We start from the raw sequence: 17,193 nt of genomic DNA, 5'->3' as shown, positions 1-17,193 counted from the left end.
TAGCGCTTTATTACAGGGGGAGACAATATTCATTGCTTGACATTCTGATCACGAGTTGACATAATTGCAAACGCATTCATTCCATGCTATTTCAATCTAGACTTTATCGGTTAGCTAGTGAGAGTCGATATTCCTGCGGGGTCATGTTAACCGCCTTTCGGAACGAGCGCGTAAAATTCGTCGCTGTGCCGTACCCGAGTCGATCAGCAACCTCCTGAATTTTCAAATTCGGATCCTCTAACAAGCGTTTTGCTCTAGTCAATCGAGCTTCCGCAACATACTCAGAGAGGTTCATGCCAGCCACCTGTTTGAATAGCCTCGACAAATAAGAAGGATTGAAGTATACCAAATTCGCTAACCTGACAAGCGTAATTTCATCGGGATCTTGCAAATTAGTCTGAATATGCTTCTGAATCAACGAGATGACCCCACTTGCTTTCCGTTCTTCCTCCTGGTCCTGCAATTGAAACAGTACGTTGCCAACTTTGCTCAGATAATCAATCGCTACCGGCCAAGATGCATGTTCATCTGGTCGCATCAGCTTATGTAACCCAATAACAGCATTCGCCTCTTTCGATAGTTCCCACCTGTTTGTATAAGAGAATAAAATAAGTGCAATAGAGTAGTATACCTCTTGTGCTTGTACATGGTGCATCGTATGTAGCTCCCTCAGTGCCGCCGTGGCCTCACTCAACGTCTTGAAAAATTCTTCCTTTCGACCTTGCTCTAACCGTTCGGTAAGCAAATCGAGCATAGCTGGCCGCACCCGCAATCGGTTCAACTTCTGACTTTCTGCATTCTGGTCGCCTCTTGCCGCTTGTTTGTCTAAGAGTAATCCATGCGACCGGCCAATCCGATAGTTCATCAGCATCTGAATTTGAGCGAACCGCTCTGCTGCGTCCGACCACACCATAGGGCTGTCGTCCAGCACCAGCGATAGCTCTGCATCAGCTGACTCCTTACACGCTGCCTGAACCAACTCAAGACTTCCTTTAAGGAAGCGTAGCAGCCTGGACCATTCTTGTTCTATTGCCTCAGATGATTGATCTTTACATAACTTCCGCGGTTGTAGCATCCAAACAAGTTCATCTTGTTCATGGGAAAAGTCGACGATCTCCGCATAAGGGGTCAAATAAGAGTAGGCGACGGTTCGAATACGAATGAGCTGCTTAACCTTATCCGAATAGGAATCATGGTTGGTGAACCGGTTTACTCTTCCGAGCAGAAGTAGCGTACTTTCTTCTGCACGTAACGGAACATCCAACGCCGTGAACTGTTCCAGATTAACTTCCCCCGCATCGATGCGTCCTTTCAACACCCCGTACAAAAATTCCTTTCGCAGTAGTTCTTTGGCTTGCTCGGACTGTTCCCGTGCTTGCTCAAGCAAGCCCTCGGCGTGCCATTCCGCCTCAATATCGGCTACAGCTTGGGCAACAGTCTGAATTACTTTATCATAGCCTTCGGTTTTCAGCAGATAGTTAACACACTCGTGCTGAATTGCAGTATAGACATATGAAAACTCGTTGTAGCCCGTGAGGAAGATCACGCGACATCTTGGCCATAATGTCCTGATTTCCTCTAGCAATTGCAAGCCGTCCATGTCAGGCATCCGAATATCTGTAAGCACAATGTCAAATCTTGTGTGATCGAACAACTTAAGCGCATCTACTCCCGAATAAGCTTTATACACGTCCAACTCCATATCCGGCACACCCTGCATTATTTCTGCCAATCCGTCGGCAATAATCGCCTCGTCATCGACAACCAATAGCCGATACATATAAATCATCCTCCTTCTTGTATATCGATCGAGATTGTCGCCTTTACTCCACCCAGTACGCTGCGAGTCAAAGCTAGCCCGCTCTTGTTTCCAAATTTCAATCGTATCCGTTGGTGAATATTAATTAATGCGGTCTTCTCATCGTTTTCCAACGTCTTCAAACTTTCATTCATTCTAGCGATCCCTTCATCGTCAATTTGCTCACCATTATCTTCAACAATCAGACGAAGGATATGACCCTCAAGCTCGAATCGAACGTCCAATTGGCCATCCTTGGATTTCTTCTCGAGTCCATGCTCAAATGCATTCTCGATAAGCGGCTGCAAAATCAGCCTCGGCACCATCACATGCCCCCCGTTTTTTAGTAATTCATCGAACGAAACGGACACTCGGTTGGCGAACCGCATCTCTTGGATCTCCGCATAGACTTTTGCGTGCTGCATTTCTTTGGCCAAAGGTACCTCGTCCGACTGATTACGCGTTACGAATTGAAAATATTCCCCAAGCTGATTCGCGAACCGTTCTACCTGATCATAGTCTCTAAGACGGGTCATCGTATTTAGAATAAAGAAGCTGTTATACAGAAAATGTGGATTAATCTGAGACTGCAGCTGCTTCAGCTCTGCCCTTTGAGTTAGAATTTGCTGCTTGTACACTTGATCGATCAAAGATTTCAAGTTATCGAGCATCGCATTAAACCTTGTATAAATGTACTGGAATTCATCTCGGCTTTCATGATGTATCTGCACGCTGACATCACCCAGCTCTACTTTTCGGAATGCTCTAACTAGCCGGTTAAGCGGCTTGTGGATATATTGATATAAATATAACGAATAAATAAGCATAATAGTCAAAGACACCACTGCAAACCACAGAAACCAGTTCCGAAACTTCTCAAGCTGCTGGAATACGGCGCTTTCCGGTACATACTTAATTAATAATGCACCGAAAAAGCGAGATGTTGTGTGGACAGTCAAATATCGCTGGCTGTCGATGCTAAGGATCCTTGCTGCATCATCCCGTCCAGCGTCCCGCCCTTCGATCAATTGTTGTACGATCTGGTCGTTCAGTTCGACATCATGATTCGTGACCTCCGTAAGTTGTGGACTACTGAAGATCAACCCTTCCTCCGGTAAATTGCGCATACCGTGCAGCGCCTGCTGCAGCTTATCCATTGACAGCTCGATAGATACGATAAAGATTGGCTCACGATTACTCATAGGCAATAAATATGGAAAGGCAACAACCATATACATGCTACCGCGGAAATTAACGACCTGAACCTCGTCCAAACTTGAAAGGTTCATGAGCTCGCTATAAATGTCTTTGTCAAAATCGGATACGCTTAATGCGGATATCGATTTCTGAATAGCGGGTATGTAGGTATAGACTTCCTTAATGTATTCACTACTGTTGCGTATAGCGTTGAGCCTCTGCTGCAAACTTAATATTTTTTGCATCTTTTCAATTGAATTCAAGGATTCAGGAATAGCTGCAAGCGTATTCAAATTTGTGTCGCTTAAATAATCGAGCTGTAGCGCTTGAATACGGCTGAACTCATTCTCCAATCCAACGAAATATTGCGATACTTGCGAGGTCATCGAATTGGTTATTTCGGTCTGCAAGGTTTGGATTCCCCAACTATAGATGACAATAGCCAACGTATATAGAGGCAATAGAATGCAGATAAAGGAAATAATTAAACGGTTGAGTGCGGTCTTTTTCCATGGATTTCTAATCAATTTCACATTGAGTTCCTCCCGTAACAGTCTTACACGCTATGTCCTGTTATAACATAACGGCTACAGATAGGGGACGTCAACTGTGAGGGGAATGTACAATGATTTTTGATAAATAAAGTAGGACGCTACTGTCGCTAAAAGGGACTTGTTAAGGATGAAGTAAGATCTGGTGTGAATTAATATCGGAGTCAAATACTGTATTAAAGAGTAATGTGGAGAAGTGGATCATAATTGGGGGAGATTAGAATGCGGGTGATAGTTAGAAAACAATTGTCGATACCATGAACTGTTCTCCATAAAGTGAATATGTATAGTAAAACACTTCATCACATATTACTTAGTGATGAAGTGTTAAGCCCTTTGATCGGTAGCTCTTCACAATATCATTCCAAGTTTCTTCAACAGATGTTTATAACGATTAAGCAGCTTTTCAATTCACTATATATATATTAATGATTACGCCTTCTAAATCAACTGTTCCTTCTGCTACTAATATTTCACTCTCAATATACTTTAATATATGACTCGAAGTAATGATTTGTGGATAAGTTCTAAATAAATACTTATTGTTTGATTCATCAATATTTCCATTGTTTTCAATGTAAATTGTGCAATCCTGTCCTGAATAATCTTTACCCATTATCATATATCTGGCAGATAATGAATGTTTCTTACGGTCTTGGCTAATAATTTGAGTGTCTACACCCCCTTTTTGAATTTCACCTTGGAATAGTGGCCCTGTTACATGTCCTGTGAATGGAATCATCACGACTGAATCCCCTATTTCAGAATGTAGAGTTTTTGCTTCTCCTGTTTTCACATGAATGGTCATTATAAGTTCTAATTTTTCCATATATTAGTCTCCGCTCGTGTTAGTATGTTTTATTATTTACTTCTCCTTACATTTAACTAGGTATAACATATTTATCAATATTATGATAAATAGAAATGAAATGTTATTTTCATAATATTACTATAACAAATGTTACCTACTAAAGTCTTCATGATTACAGTTAATTTAGATAACACTACTTTATCAATATTAGCTTGTACTTTGTAAGTGATGCATTCTATAATATTTTATGTAAGCACTTTTTTGTAATTTTCTAGATGATTTATATCCTTTATGTTTTTTCAAAAAATCTTATATTAGTGAAAGGATTGACTTAACTATGTTAAAACAAGGGTTTAATCCATATCTTCCGTCATGGGAATATATACCTGATAGTGAGCCATATGTATTTAATGATAGAGTCTATGTGTACGGGTCACACGACCAATTTAATGGTCATGCATTTTGTTTAAATGATTATGTTTGTTGGTCTGCACCAGTAAACAATCTCAAAGATTGGACATATGAAGGTGTGATCTACACTAAAACTGATGATCCGCTAAATTCTAAAGCTAATATGTGTTTATATGCACCTGATGTTACCGTAGGGCCCGATGGCCGATATTATTTATACTATGTTCTTGATAAAGTGCCAGTTGTTTCTGTAGCTGTTTGTGAAAGTCCAGCTGGGAAGTTTGAATTTTATGGGTATGTCCATTATTCTGATGGCACACGCCTTGGTGAGAGAGATGGCGACCAGCCTCAATTTGATCCTGGTGTGTTGACAGAAGGAAATACCACTTATCTGTATACTGGTTTTTGTGCATACGGGGACACATCTAGAAAAGGAGCAATAGCTACAGTACTAGGTCCAGATATGCTGACTATTATAGAAGAACCTGTATTTGTAATGCCAAGTCAACCATATAGCCAAGGTAGTGGCTTTGAGGGACATGAATTTTTTGAAGCACCATCCATTAGAAAAAAAGGCGACACTTATTATTTGATTTATTCATCTATCGTTATGCATGAATTATGCTATGCAACTAGTAAATCAGCCACACAAGGATTCAAATATCAAGGTGTAATTGTAAGTAACAATGATATTAATATCGATACATATAAACCTGCTGAACAACCAATGGCTTATGGTGGAAATAACCACGGCAGTTTCGTACAAATAGAAGATAGATGGTATATTTTCTATCATAGACAAACTAACGGAACGCACTATAGTCGACAAGGTTGTCTAGAACAAATCTTCTTTAACGAGGATGGAAGTATCAATCAGGTAGAAATGACTTCTTCCGGAGCAAATGATGGTCCGCTAATCGGAAGTGGAGAATATCCAGCATACATTGCATGTAATCTATTTTGTAATGATGTAGAAATGTATACAGGTACTTTCGGGGCATGGATGGACGGAAGATTTCCAAAGATCACTCAAGACGGCAAAGATGGTGATGAAGAGACGGGTTACATCACTAATATGAGAGATGGTGCTTCAGCAGGATTTAAGTATTTTGACTGTAATGACATTCAAACTGTTAAAATTAATGTGCGTGGATATTGTAATGGTGCATTCGAAGTGAAAACATCATGGGACGGTGCTGTTCTAGGAACTATACCTGTAGGTTTCACAAATGTATGGACAGAGTATTCCTCACACATCCCTATTCCAAATGGAGTTCAAGCCCTTTACTTTACGTATAAAGGATCCGGCAATGCTAGCTTAGCTTCCTTTATCTTGGAGTAGTAAATAGCTAACCCTTAAAATAACCAGTTTCTTGATTCTGAAGTGCTCCCTGTCAAGTGGACAGCGCAAAAAAAAACATAATTAGTGTGTACTATAATTTTATAGATATCATGCAATATAGTTAATACTCTACGTATTTAATATAGAATATATTTAATATCATTTATTATCACACATCATTACCCCCGACCTCTTGCGGTCGGGGGTAATGATGGTGGAAGAAAGATTCCGGTTAATGGTCCCTATTAATAATATAATTCATTAAGTGCATCAAAAAAGCGTTTTGACGCGGCATCTCTTTCAACGCTTCCATAGCAAGACAGTAGTGTTCCCACATCTCTTTCATGGCGCCTTCCTGGCCAAGGATTGTTACGAAAGTCGAAGTGTTGTTTTCAACATCCTTGCCCACTGGTTTCCCCAGCAAGCTAGCATCTCCTTCGGAATCAAGCAAATCATCCCTAATCTGAAAGGCTATCCCCGCATGATAAGCGAATTTTTTCAGGATTTCTATTTCCCGTCTATCCACCTTCGCGAGAATAGCAGGCATAACTAAAGCAGCCTCAAACGCCATACCGGTTTTATAAAAACAGATCGTATTCAATTGATCCAGTGTCAGTACTTCTCCTTTGGAATTCAAGTCCATCGCCTGTCCCATACAGAGTTCTTCTGTCGTTCGGGCCGAATATTGCATTAAGGCAAGCACGGCTTGGGCATCGAATTGATCCATTGACGCCTGTTCCTGAATTGCCCTCTGAATCAGAAAAAGACCTGTCAACTCAGCAGTAGCGCTATCATGAACTAGATGCAGTGTTGGACGCCCTCTACGGATGGACGCATTATCTTGAGATGGCAGATCATCGAAAATCAAGGATGCAGTATGCATGTATTCTAATGATCTCAACAAAGGCATGATTGATGACACCTTCAGCCCATAATGTTGTTTACCCATGACCCAAGTTATTATGGGACGCAATCGTTTCCCATCACCTACGAGACTGTAATTGGCCGCATCAATCAGCCTCTCTTTCATCGGCAACATCCCGTCAGGCTTCATAATCTGCAGGGCATTGTTGATATCCTCACGGGCCGAGTTAATAGTCTCAAAAAATTCTTCTTTTACATTCCGTTCATTTTTTAAAATGTTGACTAGTTGGTCTCTAAGCAGCTTATCGAAAAAATCCACATCTTGCGCTTGATTCACCATTTGCTGAATTAGCCGATTGAACGTTGGATTTCCGGAAGCAAAGATGTCCATAATGTTATTATACTTTTCAGTGCCGATACGTGCTTTACAACGTTTAAGACCATTAATCGCGCGATTCAGAATCACTTCACGGGTCTTGTCATCGGAATGATATACATTATGAATCAAATGATAAATAACCGTCCAGTATAATTCATAAGGATTGATCAGATCCGAACGACGGTCACGATAGGTTAAATAATAAGTGTAGGGCGTTACCGCACCTTCTCTCAAATCTTCAAACATATCTGCAAAATCATCAGCTAACTGGTTGTAGATACCATAAAAGAAGGTTCTACTCTCAAAGCCCTCGTCTAAAGGTGCACGTACGACGGAACGGGCGATCAAACGCGAAGAAGCTGACTTTAATATAATCGGAATGTAAAGCTCTTCATTCGTATACGTTGCATGAGACAGATCTTTCGCACGGTCCAATTCCTGTGAGTGAAAAAACACATAAGCCTGCTCGAAAAATAGGTGCTTGGTTTCTAACGGCTGATGTTGCTTAATATATTCAAAAGCTTCACCTAGCTCCGCATGTACATATTGAATCACAGCTTTGTTCGTTCCTACCAACTCGCCCAATTCCGGCACCGAACCCGTAAGAAGTACTGTTCGAATCATGCGGGAATATTGTGATTTTTCTTGATCGGATAAGACTTGTGAATCCAGAAGATCATCAATAAATGGATAGGTCAAACCATAGCAATAGCCCAGCCTAATGGCTTCATCTAGTTTTCGAGCACGATCCTCTGAAGTTAGTCCGTTTTCCATTTCTTCGACAGCATGCATAACCACGCCAAGAATAATCTTAATTAGTTTACGCTGTGCATGCTCCGCATTCATTCCTTCTGGAATGTTGGCTGATACCGTCTTAAGTTTGTCGATCACCCATATTACAGCAGTTTCAACGCTTTCCTTCTGTGCCCATCGATACAGTTCTACCAAACTAATAAAATCTGACTGTTTTCCTTCGTTTGTTGAAGTAGAAGGAATCAATCGTTCTTTGATATCAGAAGCTACAAGCTTAATTCTCGCTTGTGTATCAGGTGAATCCGTGGCTTTGCCTAGATCCCTCATATACATATAGGAAATGCTTGAATCCAGGTAAGCTTCCAATTTTCCGGTATGGTTCAACCATTGAATATGTCGATGATAATCTCCCGCATTAGATTTGTTCTTTCCTCGTAATAATAAGGAAAGCCACGAGTGGACATGACCACGTTTCCACAAATGAATGTCTGCTGTTAGAGCGCGCACATATTTTTTTTCTATGACTTGTTCATAAAGCAATGCAAAATAAAGTGCTGCCTTCTGTTCAGCTTGCCGATAACAGGTATCGGCATCTACAATTAATTCCTCATTCATACGGTGTATTACCTCAATATTTATTTTGTTATAACAGTAAACAGTATATACAGAAAATGAAGCTTTTCCATAAGTGTAAGCAGATTTGAGCATTTCCGCGACAACTTAGTCAAATTCAACCCCTTATTAGATACGTAATAGCATCGTTCTGGTTACGAATTTCCATTAAAGGAACGGAACTCATTTTATCGCATACCTTGAAAAAGTGTATGCTTGGTTGATTAGATAGATGCTTATCGTGAAATAAAAACACTTTTGGTTTTACAGGATTAATTCATACGAAAGATTTGATCCTTCTTCAGATATAAAATCAACCTTGCCTCATCTTGAGGACATTACGACATATGGTCGCTATATTCCTATTTCCCACATTTTCACCGTGACTTTCTCGACCCTGCCATCCATATCTGTCCCGTCAAACTTTGGAAGGTTCAGTTCGCTTACGATTTTTCCGTCACGCATAAACATAATACGTTCTGTTCGCGCTGCAACCTTTGCATCATGAGTTACAAGCATAACCGCAGTACCGTCCGCGTTAATTTCAGAAAATATATCCATAATCTTCTCTGCAGATTTTGAGTTGAGTGCACCAGTCGGCTCGTCGCCGAAAATGATTTTTGGGTTGTTCATAAGCGAGCGGCATATTCCCGCACGTTGAAGCTGACCTCCCGAAACTTGTGTAATATCTCGCTTTTCAAGCTCCGCGATGCCCATCCTTTTCATAAGCGCTCTTGCCTTCTCCGCAATTTTTACGACGTTTTTTCTGTTGTCGCGCATTGACGGAAGAATTATGTTATCAAGGATATTCAGATTTTTCAGCATAGTCGGCTGTTGAAAAACAAATCCCATTTTTGTTCTACGTATATCTGAAAGCTCGTTCTCAGAGACCGTCGATAATTCCCTGCTGTCAAAAACGACCTTTCCTCCGTCAACGTTGTCCATTCCGCTCAACGCAAACATCAGCGTCGATTTTCCCGAGCCGGAGGGCCCCATAACTGCAACGAACTCGCCCTCGTGTATTTCAACGAACACTTCATCAAGTACATTACGCTGTTCATCACCCTCGCCGAAAGACTTTACGATATGATCACCGATAATAATCTTCTTCATATGTCTACTCCTTTATATTTTCGGATATGTTTATTTGTCCTGCGCCCGATGTGCCAATGAATGTTGCGATAAGAACCGCGCAAATCATTATTAGCGGACTAAACAGATACGCCGAAAGGGGATTTACTGTGAAATTAAACGTCGAAGCTCCAAATGATGAAATAACCAATCCCGCAAGCATCTCTCCGAGAGTGTTTGCCAGAAGCGTGCCGAGAACAATTCCGACAATCAGAACAAATACCGTACGAGAAACATACTGCATCTTAATATCCGAGTTTGTAAAACCGAACGCTTTCATTACGGCAATGGCATATCGGTCCTTAGCTACAAGCATTTTCATAAATAACAATGTAACTAGTACCATTATAACCAGCGCAACGGTGACCGCTGCATAGGAGGCCATTTCGACGGAGCTTATTGTCGAGCCGAAGGTCTGTGTAACAAATTCATCAATGTCTGAAACCTTTGCAACATCAAACTTGTCTGCATAATCCGCAACCTTCTCATCAACAAGTGATTTATCCGAAAGTTCAGCGCTGACAATGCTCCACATAATGCCAGCCGAATGGTCGGTGAATACGGCCTTGGCGGTTTTTCCACCGTTGGTAATATCAGAATAGATTCCGCTTACCGTTAGATCCTTCTCTAGCCCCTCAATCACTAGCGTAATGACATCGCCGACCTTCTTGTTCATTTCATCAGCGTATATAATCGAAAGCGCAATTTCGTCATCTTCGGCTGGTGCTTTGCCCTCGGAATATTTGATAGGAAATATCGAATGGTCGCCGAGTTCAATTTTAATATTTTCCTCTGTTCCGTCTTCCGTTATTGCCTTGAATGTTTTTGTTGTAAGGGCAGCAACCTTTGAAATGGCTTGATCGCTTTTCACCGTCTTTTCGATTTCAGTGACTATTTTAGAGACATTGTCAATATTTCCGGACAACTGTATGCGCAGATCGTAGTTTCCAATCCCCATATAACTGATGAAGCTTTTTGAGGAAATCGTGTTGTACAGGTTCTGCGGAACAATCATAATAAATACCGAAATCAACAGCACAGCTAGCATTGTGGCGTAAAGTTTTTTCCTTGAGAGAACATCTTTGATACCGAGAAAGATATTCGTGTTAAATAGCCTGTTTCTGCTCAAGGTAAAACGCTTAGCACCCTTGTTTTCGTCCTGGGAAGTGCCAAAGCGTATAGCTTCCGCGGCTGAAATTTTCTTAAAGCGTTTCAGAACTCCGTTAACATAGGCCATAATGACAAGGAACACTAGCAATATGCCGATGATTCCTAACACGTAAGCAAAAGAAGAATTTTCGCTTTCCCCCATATAAAGCCGGATATTTTCAAGAAGCATGCCTTTGAATACAAACGAAAGAGCAAAACCGAGAATAGAACCTGCCGCCGCAATTGCCGCGTATTTCGCTAGATAAATCTTCTTGATGTCGGAGACACGCAGCCCTATAGCTTTCATAACACCAATTTCACGATAATCATCTTCGATTTTGGCAAGGAGCGTAAAGCGTATGCACATGAACGCGATGGAAACAACAAGCAGGCTTACCAGAAGGATAATCCCAATCATCATACCGTCGGAAATTGCATTCATCAGTCTAAAAAGCGAATATGTAACCGTTGGCCCGTTCATTTCAAGTGCTGCGGAGGCATATGCGGTTTCAAATGCGCCTAACGCAGACATATCCTTTAATCTGAACTCAATCAGATACTCTATATTTCCAAGATTTTTTATTTCCGCATAGTCATTGCTACCTACAAGAAATCGTTTTGAGGCGGCAAGCGAAGAATTCATTGTCGAATCGCGGAGAAATCCCACAACGGTAAATTCTTTGCCGCTTATTACGGCCTTGTCACCGATCTTTGCAGTGTTATCTTTCATATAACTTACCGGAACATAAATCTTACCGTCAGATACGTTGATGACGTTTCCGTCCAGATCAAGAAGATAATCGAATTTTGCGCTCTGTACGCTTAAACCGTTGTCCTGAACGCTGTTCGCAAGCGAATTATCGCTCAATGTAATCTGAGCACCGTCAATGTTCAGAAATTCTAGGACCTGAAATTCTTCGACGTTGCTGTTTTGTTCCGCAAAAGCCGTAAGCCGCGAAGTATCAATCTCACCCGAATGCATCTGCATAAAATGTGGAGTTTTCGCTTGTGTCATAAGTGTATCCAGCGAGCCTGAAAGATTAACGACGAGTATGGCCGCGAGTGAAACAAGCATAGCTGAGGCAGCGACAAATATCATTGTTGTCAGCGTTATCGCTTTGCTCTTTAAAATGTCATTGCGGATTATTCTGTTAAACATAAGTCACCTCTGTTTTCCTGAATGATTAATTGCCACTCTATCCACCGCCAAACATCTGCATTACGTCTATAAGACATCCACTTTTGACACCAAGCAGCCTTTCTACATTAAAAACAAAAGCCTGTATGCGTGAAGCGCGCTCCTCGTTCGTCATTTGAACCATATCATCATCAAAAACGGTATTCGCATAAATCACAACCATTTCCATGCATTCATACGGGTACGGCGTGTGGAATAGTCCCTGCTGGATGCCTTCGTGGATGATTCCCGTCAGTATCGGCGTAACGCCATTGATGATGACCTTTTCTATTTTCTGATGCATAAGTGCGTTCTGCGGCTTGTGAATATGCTCCATAATCTCCTTGCTGCTCCCGCCACTTAAGTTCAGTGCCATAACAACGCGAATAATGCGTTCCACTACAGGTATGCTCTTGTCTGTTGCAATTTCCTGCGCTGTGCCTAGAAGACGAACACTATACCGTTCAATGAGCGCGTCCATAATACCCTCCTTCGACTTGAAGTGATGATATAACGTTCCTCGCGCGATTCCGACCTTTTCGAGAATATCGTTTGTACTTGTGCCGTCAAAGCCCTTCTGACCGAAAAGCTCATCAGCTGCGTCAATTATTTCGTTTCTGCGTTCCTCAGCTTCTTTTACAACTCTCATCTTTACATCTCCTTATAAACCGACCGACTGTCTGTCTATGTATTTATTAAATATTATCACGTTATACTATCATGTTGTCAAGAAGTCTTTTTAATTTAAATCTAAGGCAGTTTTTATATAGGTAAATCTAGTAAGACTACCAATTTTCTTTACATATATACAATGGTATTTACAAATGATTCCTAGTAAAATATCTACATTGATCGAAAATAACATTATCCTACGTTACCTTATTACTCGTAATAATATGAATAATAAATAGGAGATCTATTTTTTTCGCGATCACATTTGCTCCAATACATGTAGTATTCTGATCTTAGCCATAAAAAAAGAAAAACACCATCCTCATGCGGATGGTGTTAATGATGGTGGAGGCGAACCGTGGATATGCAAAACCACAATTCGCCGTAGTGTGATGGTGAGGATATTAAACAATTAAATTAAGTTTGCATATTCCAGCATTCTACGAATAATAATTACAATTTCAGCTCGAGTAATAGGGTCCTGTGATGCTAGTATATGAGTAGTTTTCCCTTGCAGCAAGCCCATTTCTATTGCCATAGCCACTGCATTTTCAGCCCAACCAGATACTTTATCTGCATCATGATACTGCCCTAATATTTGTTTGACTTTATCATCAGATAAAACAACTTCAATCCCATTCATTTGCAATGCTCTCGTTATGACCACGATCGCTTCTTCTCTTGTCATGCTTTGATTAGGTCGGAACGAACCATTTTCATACCCTTGAATGAGTGATCTATTCAATGCTGACTGTATCGAAGCTGCTGCCCAGTTTTCAGAGTGAAGATCATCGAACTGGTCTTGATATGGAGCGCTAACCAACCCTAATGCTCTACCCAATATTGCTGTAAATTCCGCTCTTGTTACATCCGCATTGGGTGCAAAAGTCGTTTCCGTTTTACCGTTCACAATCAATTGGCTTGCAAATTCCTCAATAACTGCTTTTGCCCAATGTCCCTGAATATCTACAAAACTCTGCTGATGTGAAATTAATGCAATCGTTCCATCCACAAACGTATAGACTTCAGCATAATGTTTTCCATCCTTCACAACAATTTTCGTCGGTACGCGGACAAATGAACCATCTTCTGCTATTACAATAGCAGTTACATTATTCAGTTCGATCGATGAATCTAGCAGTAAAATACGTTTGTTGTAATAATTGCTTTCAACATGAGATACAATCTTTTCTTCCTTCTGGTAATAAACAATCATCGACAGTGGTTGGCCAACGATAGACATATTCTGAAGGAATGAATAGTCTGTACTCGACTTCTCATGAATGTCGATTGTTGTATTTACTCCTTGATTAAATGCAGTAACACCCAATTGAGCTTTTATTTTTGCTAAATCCACTTTAGCCGCATCCCATATCATCGTTCCATCTTCTGTCACGACTTGAAATACGATCCCTTTATCGATCAGAAGATCTATCGTATCCCCATTTATATCAATCAAAATATCACCTACTACAATGTTGACTCCAACACTTAGCGTTTCTCCTCTAGCCATTTGCTGAACATATGGAATAATTTCAGTTGGATCCAATGTAAGTTTCAACAATTCTTTACCGTTTTCTTTTACAATCGTCCCATTCAAGAGATTCGAATTGGACTCTCCATCTACCGTAATATTCAATTTGTTCTGTTGCTGATTATTGTCTGTAGGTGTAGTTGAAACTGGTGTAGAATTTCGTACGGTAATGACAAATGCCGCATCATTTCCCGCACTGAACTTGAAGACAAGGTCATGTGCTCCTGTGCCTAATGTCGCGAGGTACTCCTTCTTCAGCGTGACCTCATTACCCGCTCCGTTCACGTCATAGGCACTTGCTGCAACTGGTGTACCAGAAATTTCGATACCTTGGAGCGTGTTACCTAGCAAATCTAGTTGCACTGTAATATCAGCATAACCTGTTGCTGATGCATATTTATCGAAGCTCGTTGTGCTTGGCGTGATTATACTGTTCGCCGGCGTGCTATCGCTTACCGTTAACGTTAGCGTTGCATCATTTCCCGCACTGAACTTGAAGATGAAGCTATGCGCTCCTATACCTAGTGTTGTTAGGTACTCCTTATTCAGCGTGACCTCATTACCTGCTCCGTTCACGTCATAGGCACTTGCTGAAATTGGCGTTCCTCCTAATTCGATGTCTTGGAACGTGTTACCTAGCAAACCTAGTTGCACTGTAATATCAGCATAACCTGCTGCTGAGGCATACTTATCGAAGCCCGTTGTGCTTGGCGTAATTGTACTGTTTGACGGCGTGCTGTCGCTTACCGTTAATGTTAGCGTTGCATCATTTCCCGCACTGAACTTGAAGACAAGGTCATGTGCTCCTGTGCCTAATGTCGCTAAGTATTCCTTCTTCAGCGTGACCTCATTACCTGCTCCGTTCACGTCATAGGCACTTGCTGAAATTGGCGTTCCTCCTAATTCGATGTCTTGGAGCGTGTTACCTAGCAAATCTAGTTGCACTGTAATATCAGCATAACCTGTTGCTGATGCATATTTATCGAAGCTCGTTGTGCTTGGCGTGATTATACTGTTCGCCGGCGTGCTATCGCTTACCGTTAATGTTAGCGTTGCATCATTTCCCGCACTGAACTTGAAGACAAGGTCATGTGCTCCTGTGCCTAATGTCGCGAGGTACTCCTTCTTCAGCGTGACCTCATTACCCGCTCCGTTCACATCATAGGCAGTTGCTGAAATTGGCGTTCCTCCTAATTCGATGTCTTGGAACGCGTTGCCTAATAGACCTAGTTGTACGGTAATGTCTGTATATCCTGATGCTGAGGCATACTTATCGAAGCTCTCTATGCTTGGCGAGATTGTGCTGTTTGTTATAGCACGCGTCACCGTAACGGTATACGTTTGCGTATCAACGTTACCAGATGTAACCATTACCGTTACTGTATTGTCCCCGACGTTTAGCTCTATTGTTTCCGCGTTTCCGCTCGCTACAGACGAACCATTCACCGTCACCTCTGCTCCGACATCCGCAGTCGTTGGCGTTACATTTATGTTCGTCACATCATTATCGACGCTTGCCGTGTAGCTTGTTGTTGCCGAACTAAATGTTGGTGATAATGTACTGCTACTCAGCGTAAGTCCACTCAATTCGGTACTATTTCCAAACTTCATCAGACGGTCAGCCATAAACGGAATCATCCAAACATTTTCCCCATCATACACGCCGCCAAGGAACGCACTTCCACCTTTTGTAAAACCATTAGGCCAATTGTTGTATCCCGCCATTTCACCGGTTGCCGGATCAACCTTGATTAGTCGATCGGTATTACTTGGAATGAGCCATATACTAGTACCATCATACACGCCGCCAGTGAAACTACTGCTCCCTTTTCTAAAGCCACTAGGCCATCCGTTGTATCCGGTCATATCTCCAGTTACCGTATCAAATTTAACTAGATGAGTAGCATTATGAGGTATCATCCATATATTGGTTCCATCGAAGACACCTCCCCAAAATGCATCTGCACTTTTGGTAAACCCGCTAGGCCAATTGTTGTACCCCGTCATTTCACCTGTTTGGGGATCAATCTTAATTAGTCGATCTGCATTATTCGGAATGAGCCAAATACTAGTACCATCAAATATCGAACCATAAAATGGATAACTACCAAGGATCGTTCCGCTTGGCCAACTATTGTAACTAGTCATTGCTCCAGTCGTTGTATCAACCTTTACTAAGCGACTGCCAGAATAGGGGGCAAGCCATATGTTGGTACCGTCGAAAGCACCTCCAATAAATTGATCGCTTCCTCTCGATCCATCTGGCCAACTGCTATAACCCGTCATTTCTCCTGTAGCAGCGTTAACTTTAATAATCTGATTTGCACTATATGGAATTAGCCATATGTTAGTACCATCATACACGCCTCCAGCAAAAGCATTACTACCTTTAGTGAAGCCTTCTGGCCAATTACTGTATCCAGTCATTTCTCCTGTAGATGGATTAACCTTGACTAATTCGTTAGCATTAAAAGGTATCATCCATATACTAGTACCGTCATACACGCCACCAACAAAGGCAGAAGATCCTTTTTCAAAGCCACTAGGCCATGCCTGGTGTCCGGTAAAAGCAGTTCCTACCACTTCATTTCCAGAAATGGATCCACTATATCCAATTCCATCTTGGTTAGAGACGTTTACAGCCGCTGCAACGGTCGATATACCGCCGATTCCTGCGCTGAATATTCCCGGAATACTGCCTGCTGTTAAAATAATCGCCAATATTATAATTGCTATTTTTCTACTCAATCTTATCACTGTTCTTCATTCCTTTCGTATAGATGATCCTCGTTACTAGTAAACGTTTCGTATC

The 17,193-nt window shown here is 41.4% G+C and carries 9 protein-coding genes; 1 reads left to right on the top strand and 8 read right to left on the bottom strand.

What is annotated here, in order from left to right:
* Positions 1-103: 103 nt before the first annotated feature.
* From AC1TO5_RS05735 to AC1TO5_RS05725, 3 genes are all read right to left on the bottom strand, one after another.
* Positions 104-1,780 (bottom strand): response regulator, encoded by a 1,677-nt coding sequence (locus tag AC1TO5_RS05735; protein ID WP_482061852.1) that lies wholly within the window; start codon positions 1,778-1,780, stop codon positions 104-106.
* Positions 1,781-1,785: 5 nt separating this feature from the next.
* On the bottom strand, positions 1,786-3,528 hold the full coding sequence (locus AC1TO5_RS05730) for a sensor histidine kinase (protein ID WP_482061851.1): 1,743 nt from the start codon (positions 3,526-3,528) through the stop codon (positions 1,786-1,788).
* Between the two features lie 424 nt (positions 3,529-3,952).
* Positions 3,953-4,375, bottom strand: coding sequence for a DUF3237 family protein (locus tag AC1TO5_RS05725; RefSeq protein WP_482061850.1), 423 nt, complete (start codon positions 4,373-4,375; stop codon positions 3,953-3,955).
* Positions 4,376-4,694: 319 nt separating this feature from the next.
* On the opposite strand from AC1TO5_RS05725, the gene AC1TO5_RS05720 reads away from it, so the two are divergent.
* On the top strand, positions 4,695-6,110 hold the full coding sequence (locus tag AC1TO5_RS05720; protein ID WP_482061849.1) for a family 43 glycosylhydrolase: 1,416 nt from the start codon (positions 4,695-4,697) through the stop codon (positions 6,108-6,110).
* A gap of 232 nt (positions 6,111-6,342) precedes the next feature.
* Here AC1TO5_RS05720 and AC1TO5_RS05715 read toward each other — a convergent pair whose 3' ends face one another.
* From AC1TO5_RS05715 to AC1TO5_RS05695, 5 genes are all read right to left on the bottom strand, one after another.
* Positions 6,343-8,721: a polyprenyl synthetase family protein gene (locus AC1TO5_RS05715; RefSeq protein WP_482061848.1), complete on the bottom strand. Its 2,379-nt coding sequence runs from the start codon at positions 8,719-8,721 to the stop codon at positions 6,343-6,345.
* 351 nt (positions 8,722-9,072) lie between these two features.
* Complete coding sequence (locus AC1TO5_RS05710; RefSeq protein ID WP_482061847.1) at positions 9,073-9,831, bottom strand: ABC transporter ATP-binding protein; 759 nt, start codon at positions 9,829-9,831, stop codon at positions 9,073-9,075.
* 4 nt (positions 9,832-9,835) lie between these two features.
* A complete protein-coding gene (locus AC1TO5_RS05705) occupies positions 9,836-12,157 on the bottom strand; it encodes an ABC transporter permease (RefSeq protein ID WP_482061846.1) in 2,322 nt (773 codons plus the stop codon).
* Between the two features lie 37 nt (positions 12,158-12,194).
* Positions 12,195-12,824: a TetR/AcrR family transcriptional regulator gene (locus tag AC1TO5_RS05700; RefSeq protein ID WP_482061845.1), complete on the bottom strand. Its 630-nt coding sequence runs from the start codon at positions 12,822-12,824 to the stop codon at positions 12,195-12,197.
* A gap of 435 nt (positions 12,825-13,259) precedes the next feature.
* A complete protein-coding gene (locus tag AC1TO5_RS05695; RefSeq protein WP_482061844.1) occupies positions 13,260-17,138 on the bottom strand; it encodes a X2-like carbohydrate binding domain-containing protein in 3,879 nt (1,292 codons plus the stop codon).
* Positions 17,139-17,193: the final 55 nt, after the last annotated feature.

It is taken from the genome of Paenibacillus sp. Y930, from assembly GCF_056786375.1.
The sequence above is the reverse complement of the archived record's forward strand: the minus strand, read 5'-3'. Positions and strand labels throughout refer to the sequence as shown.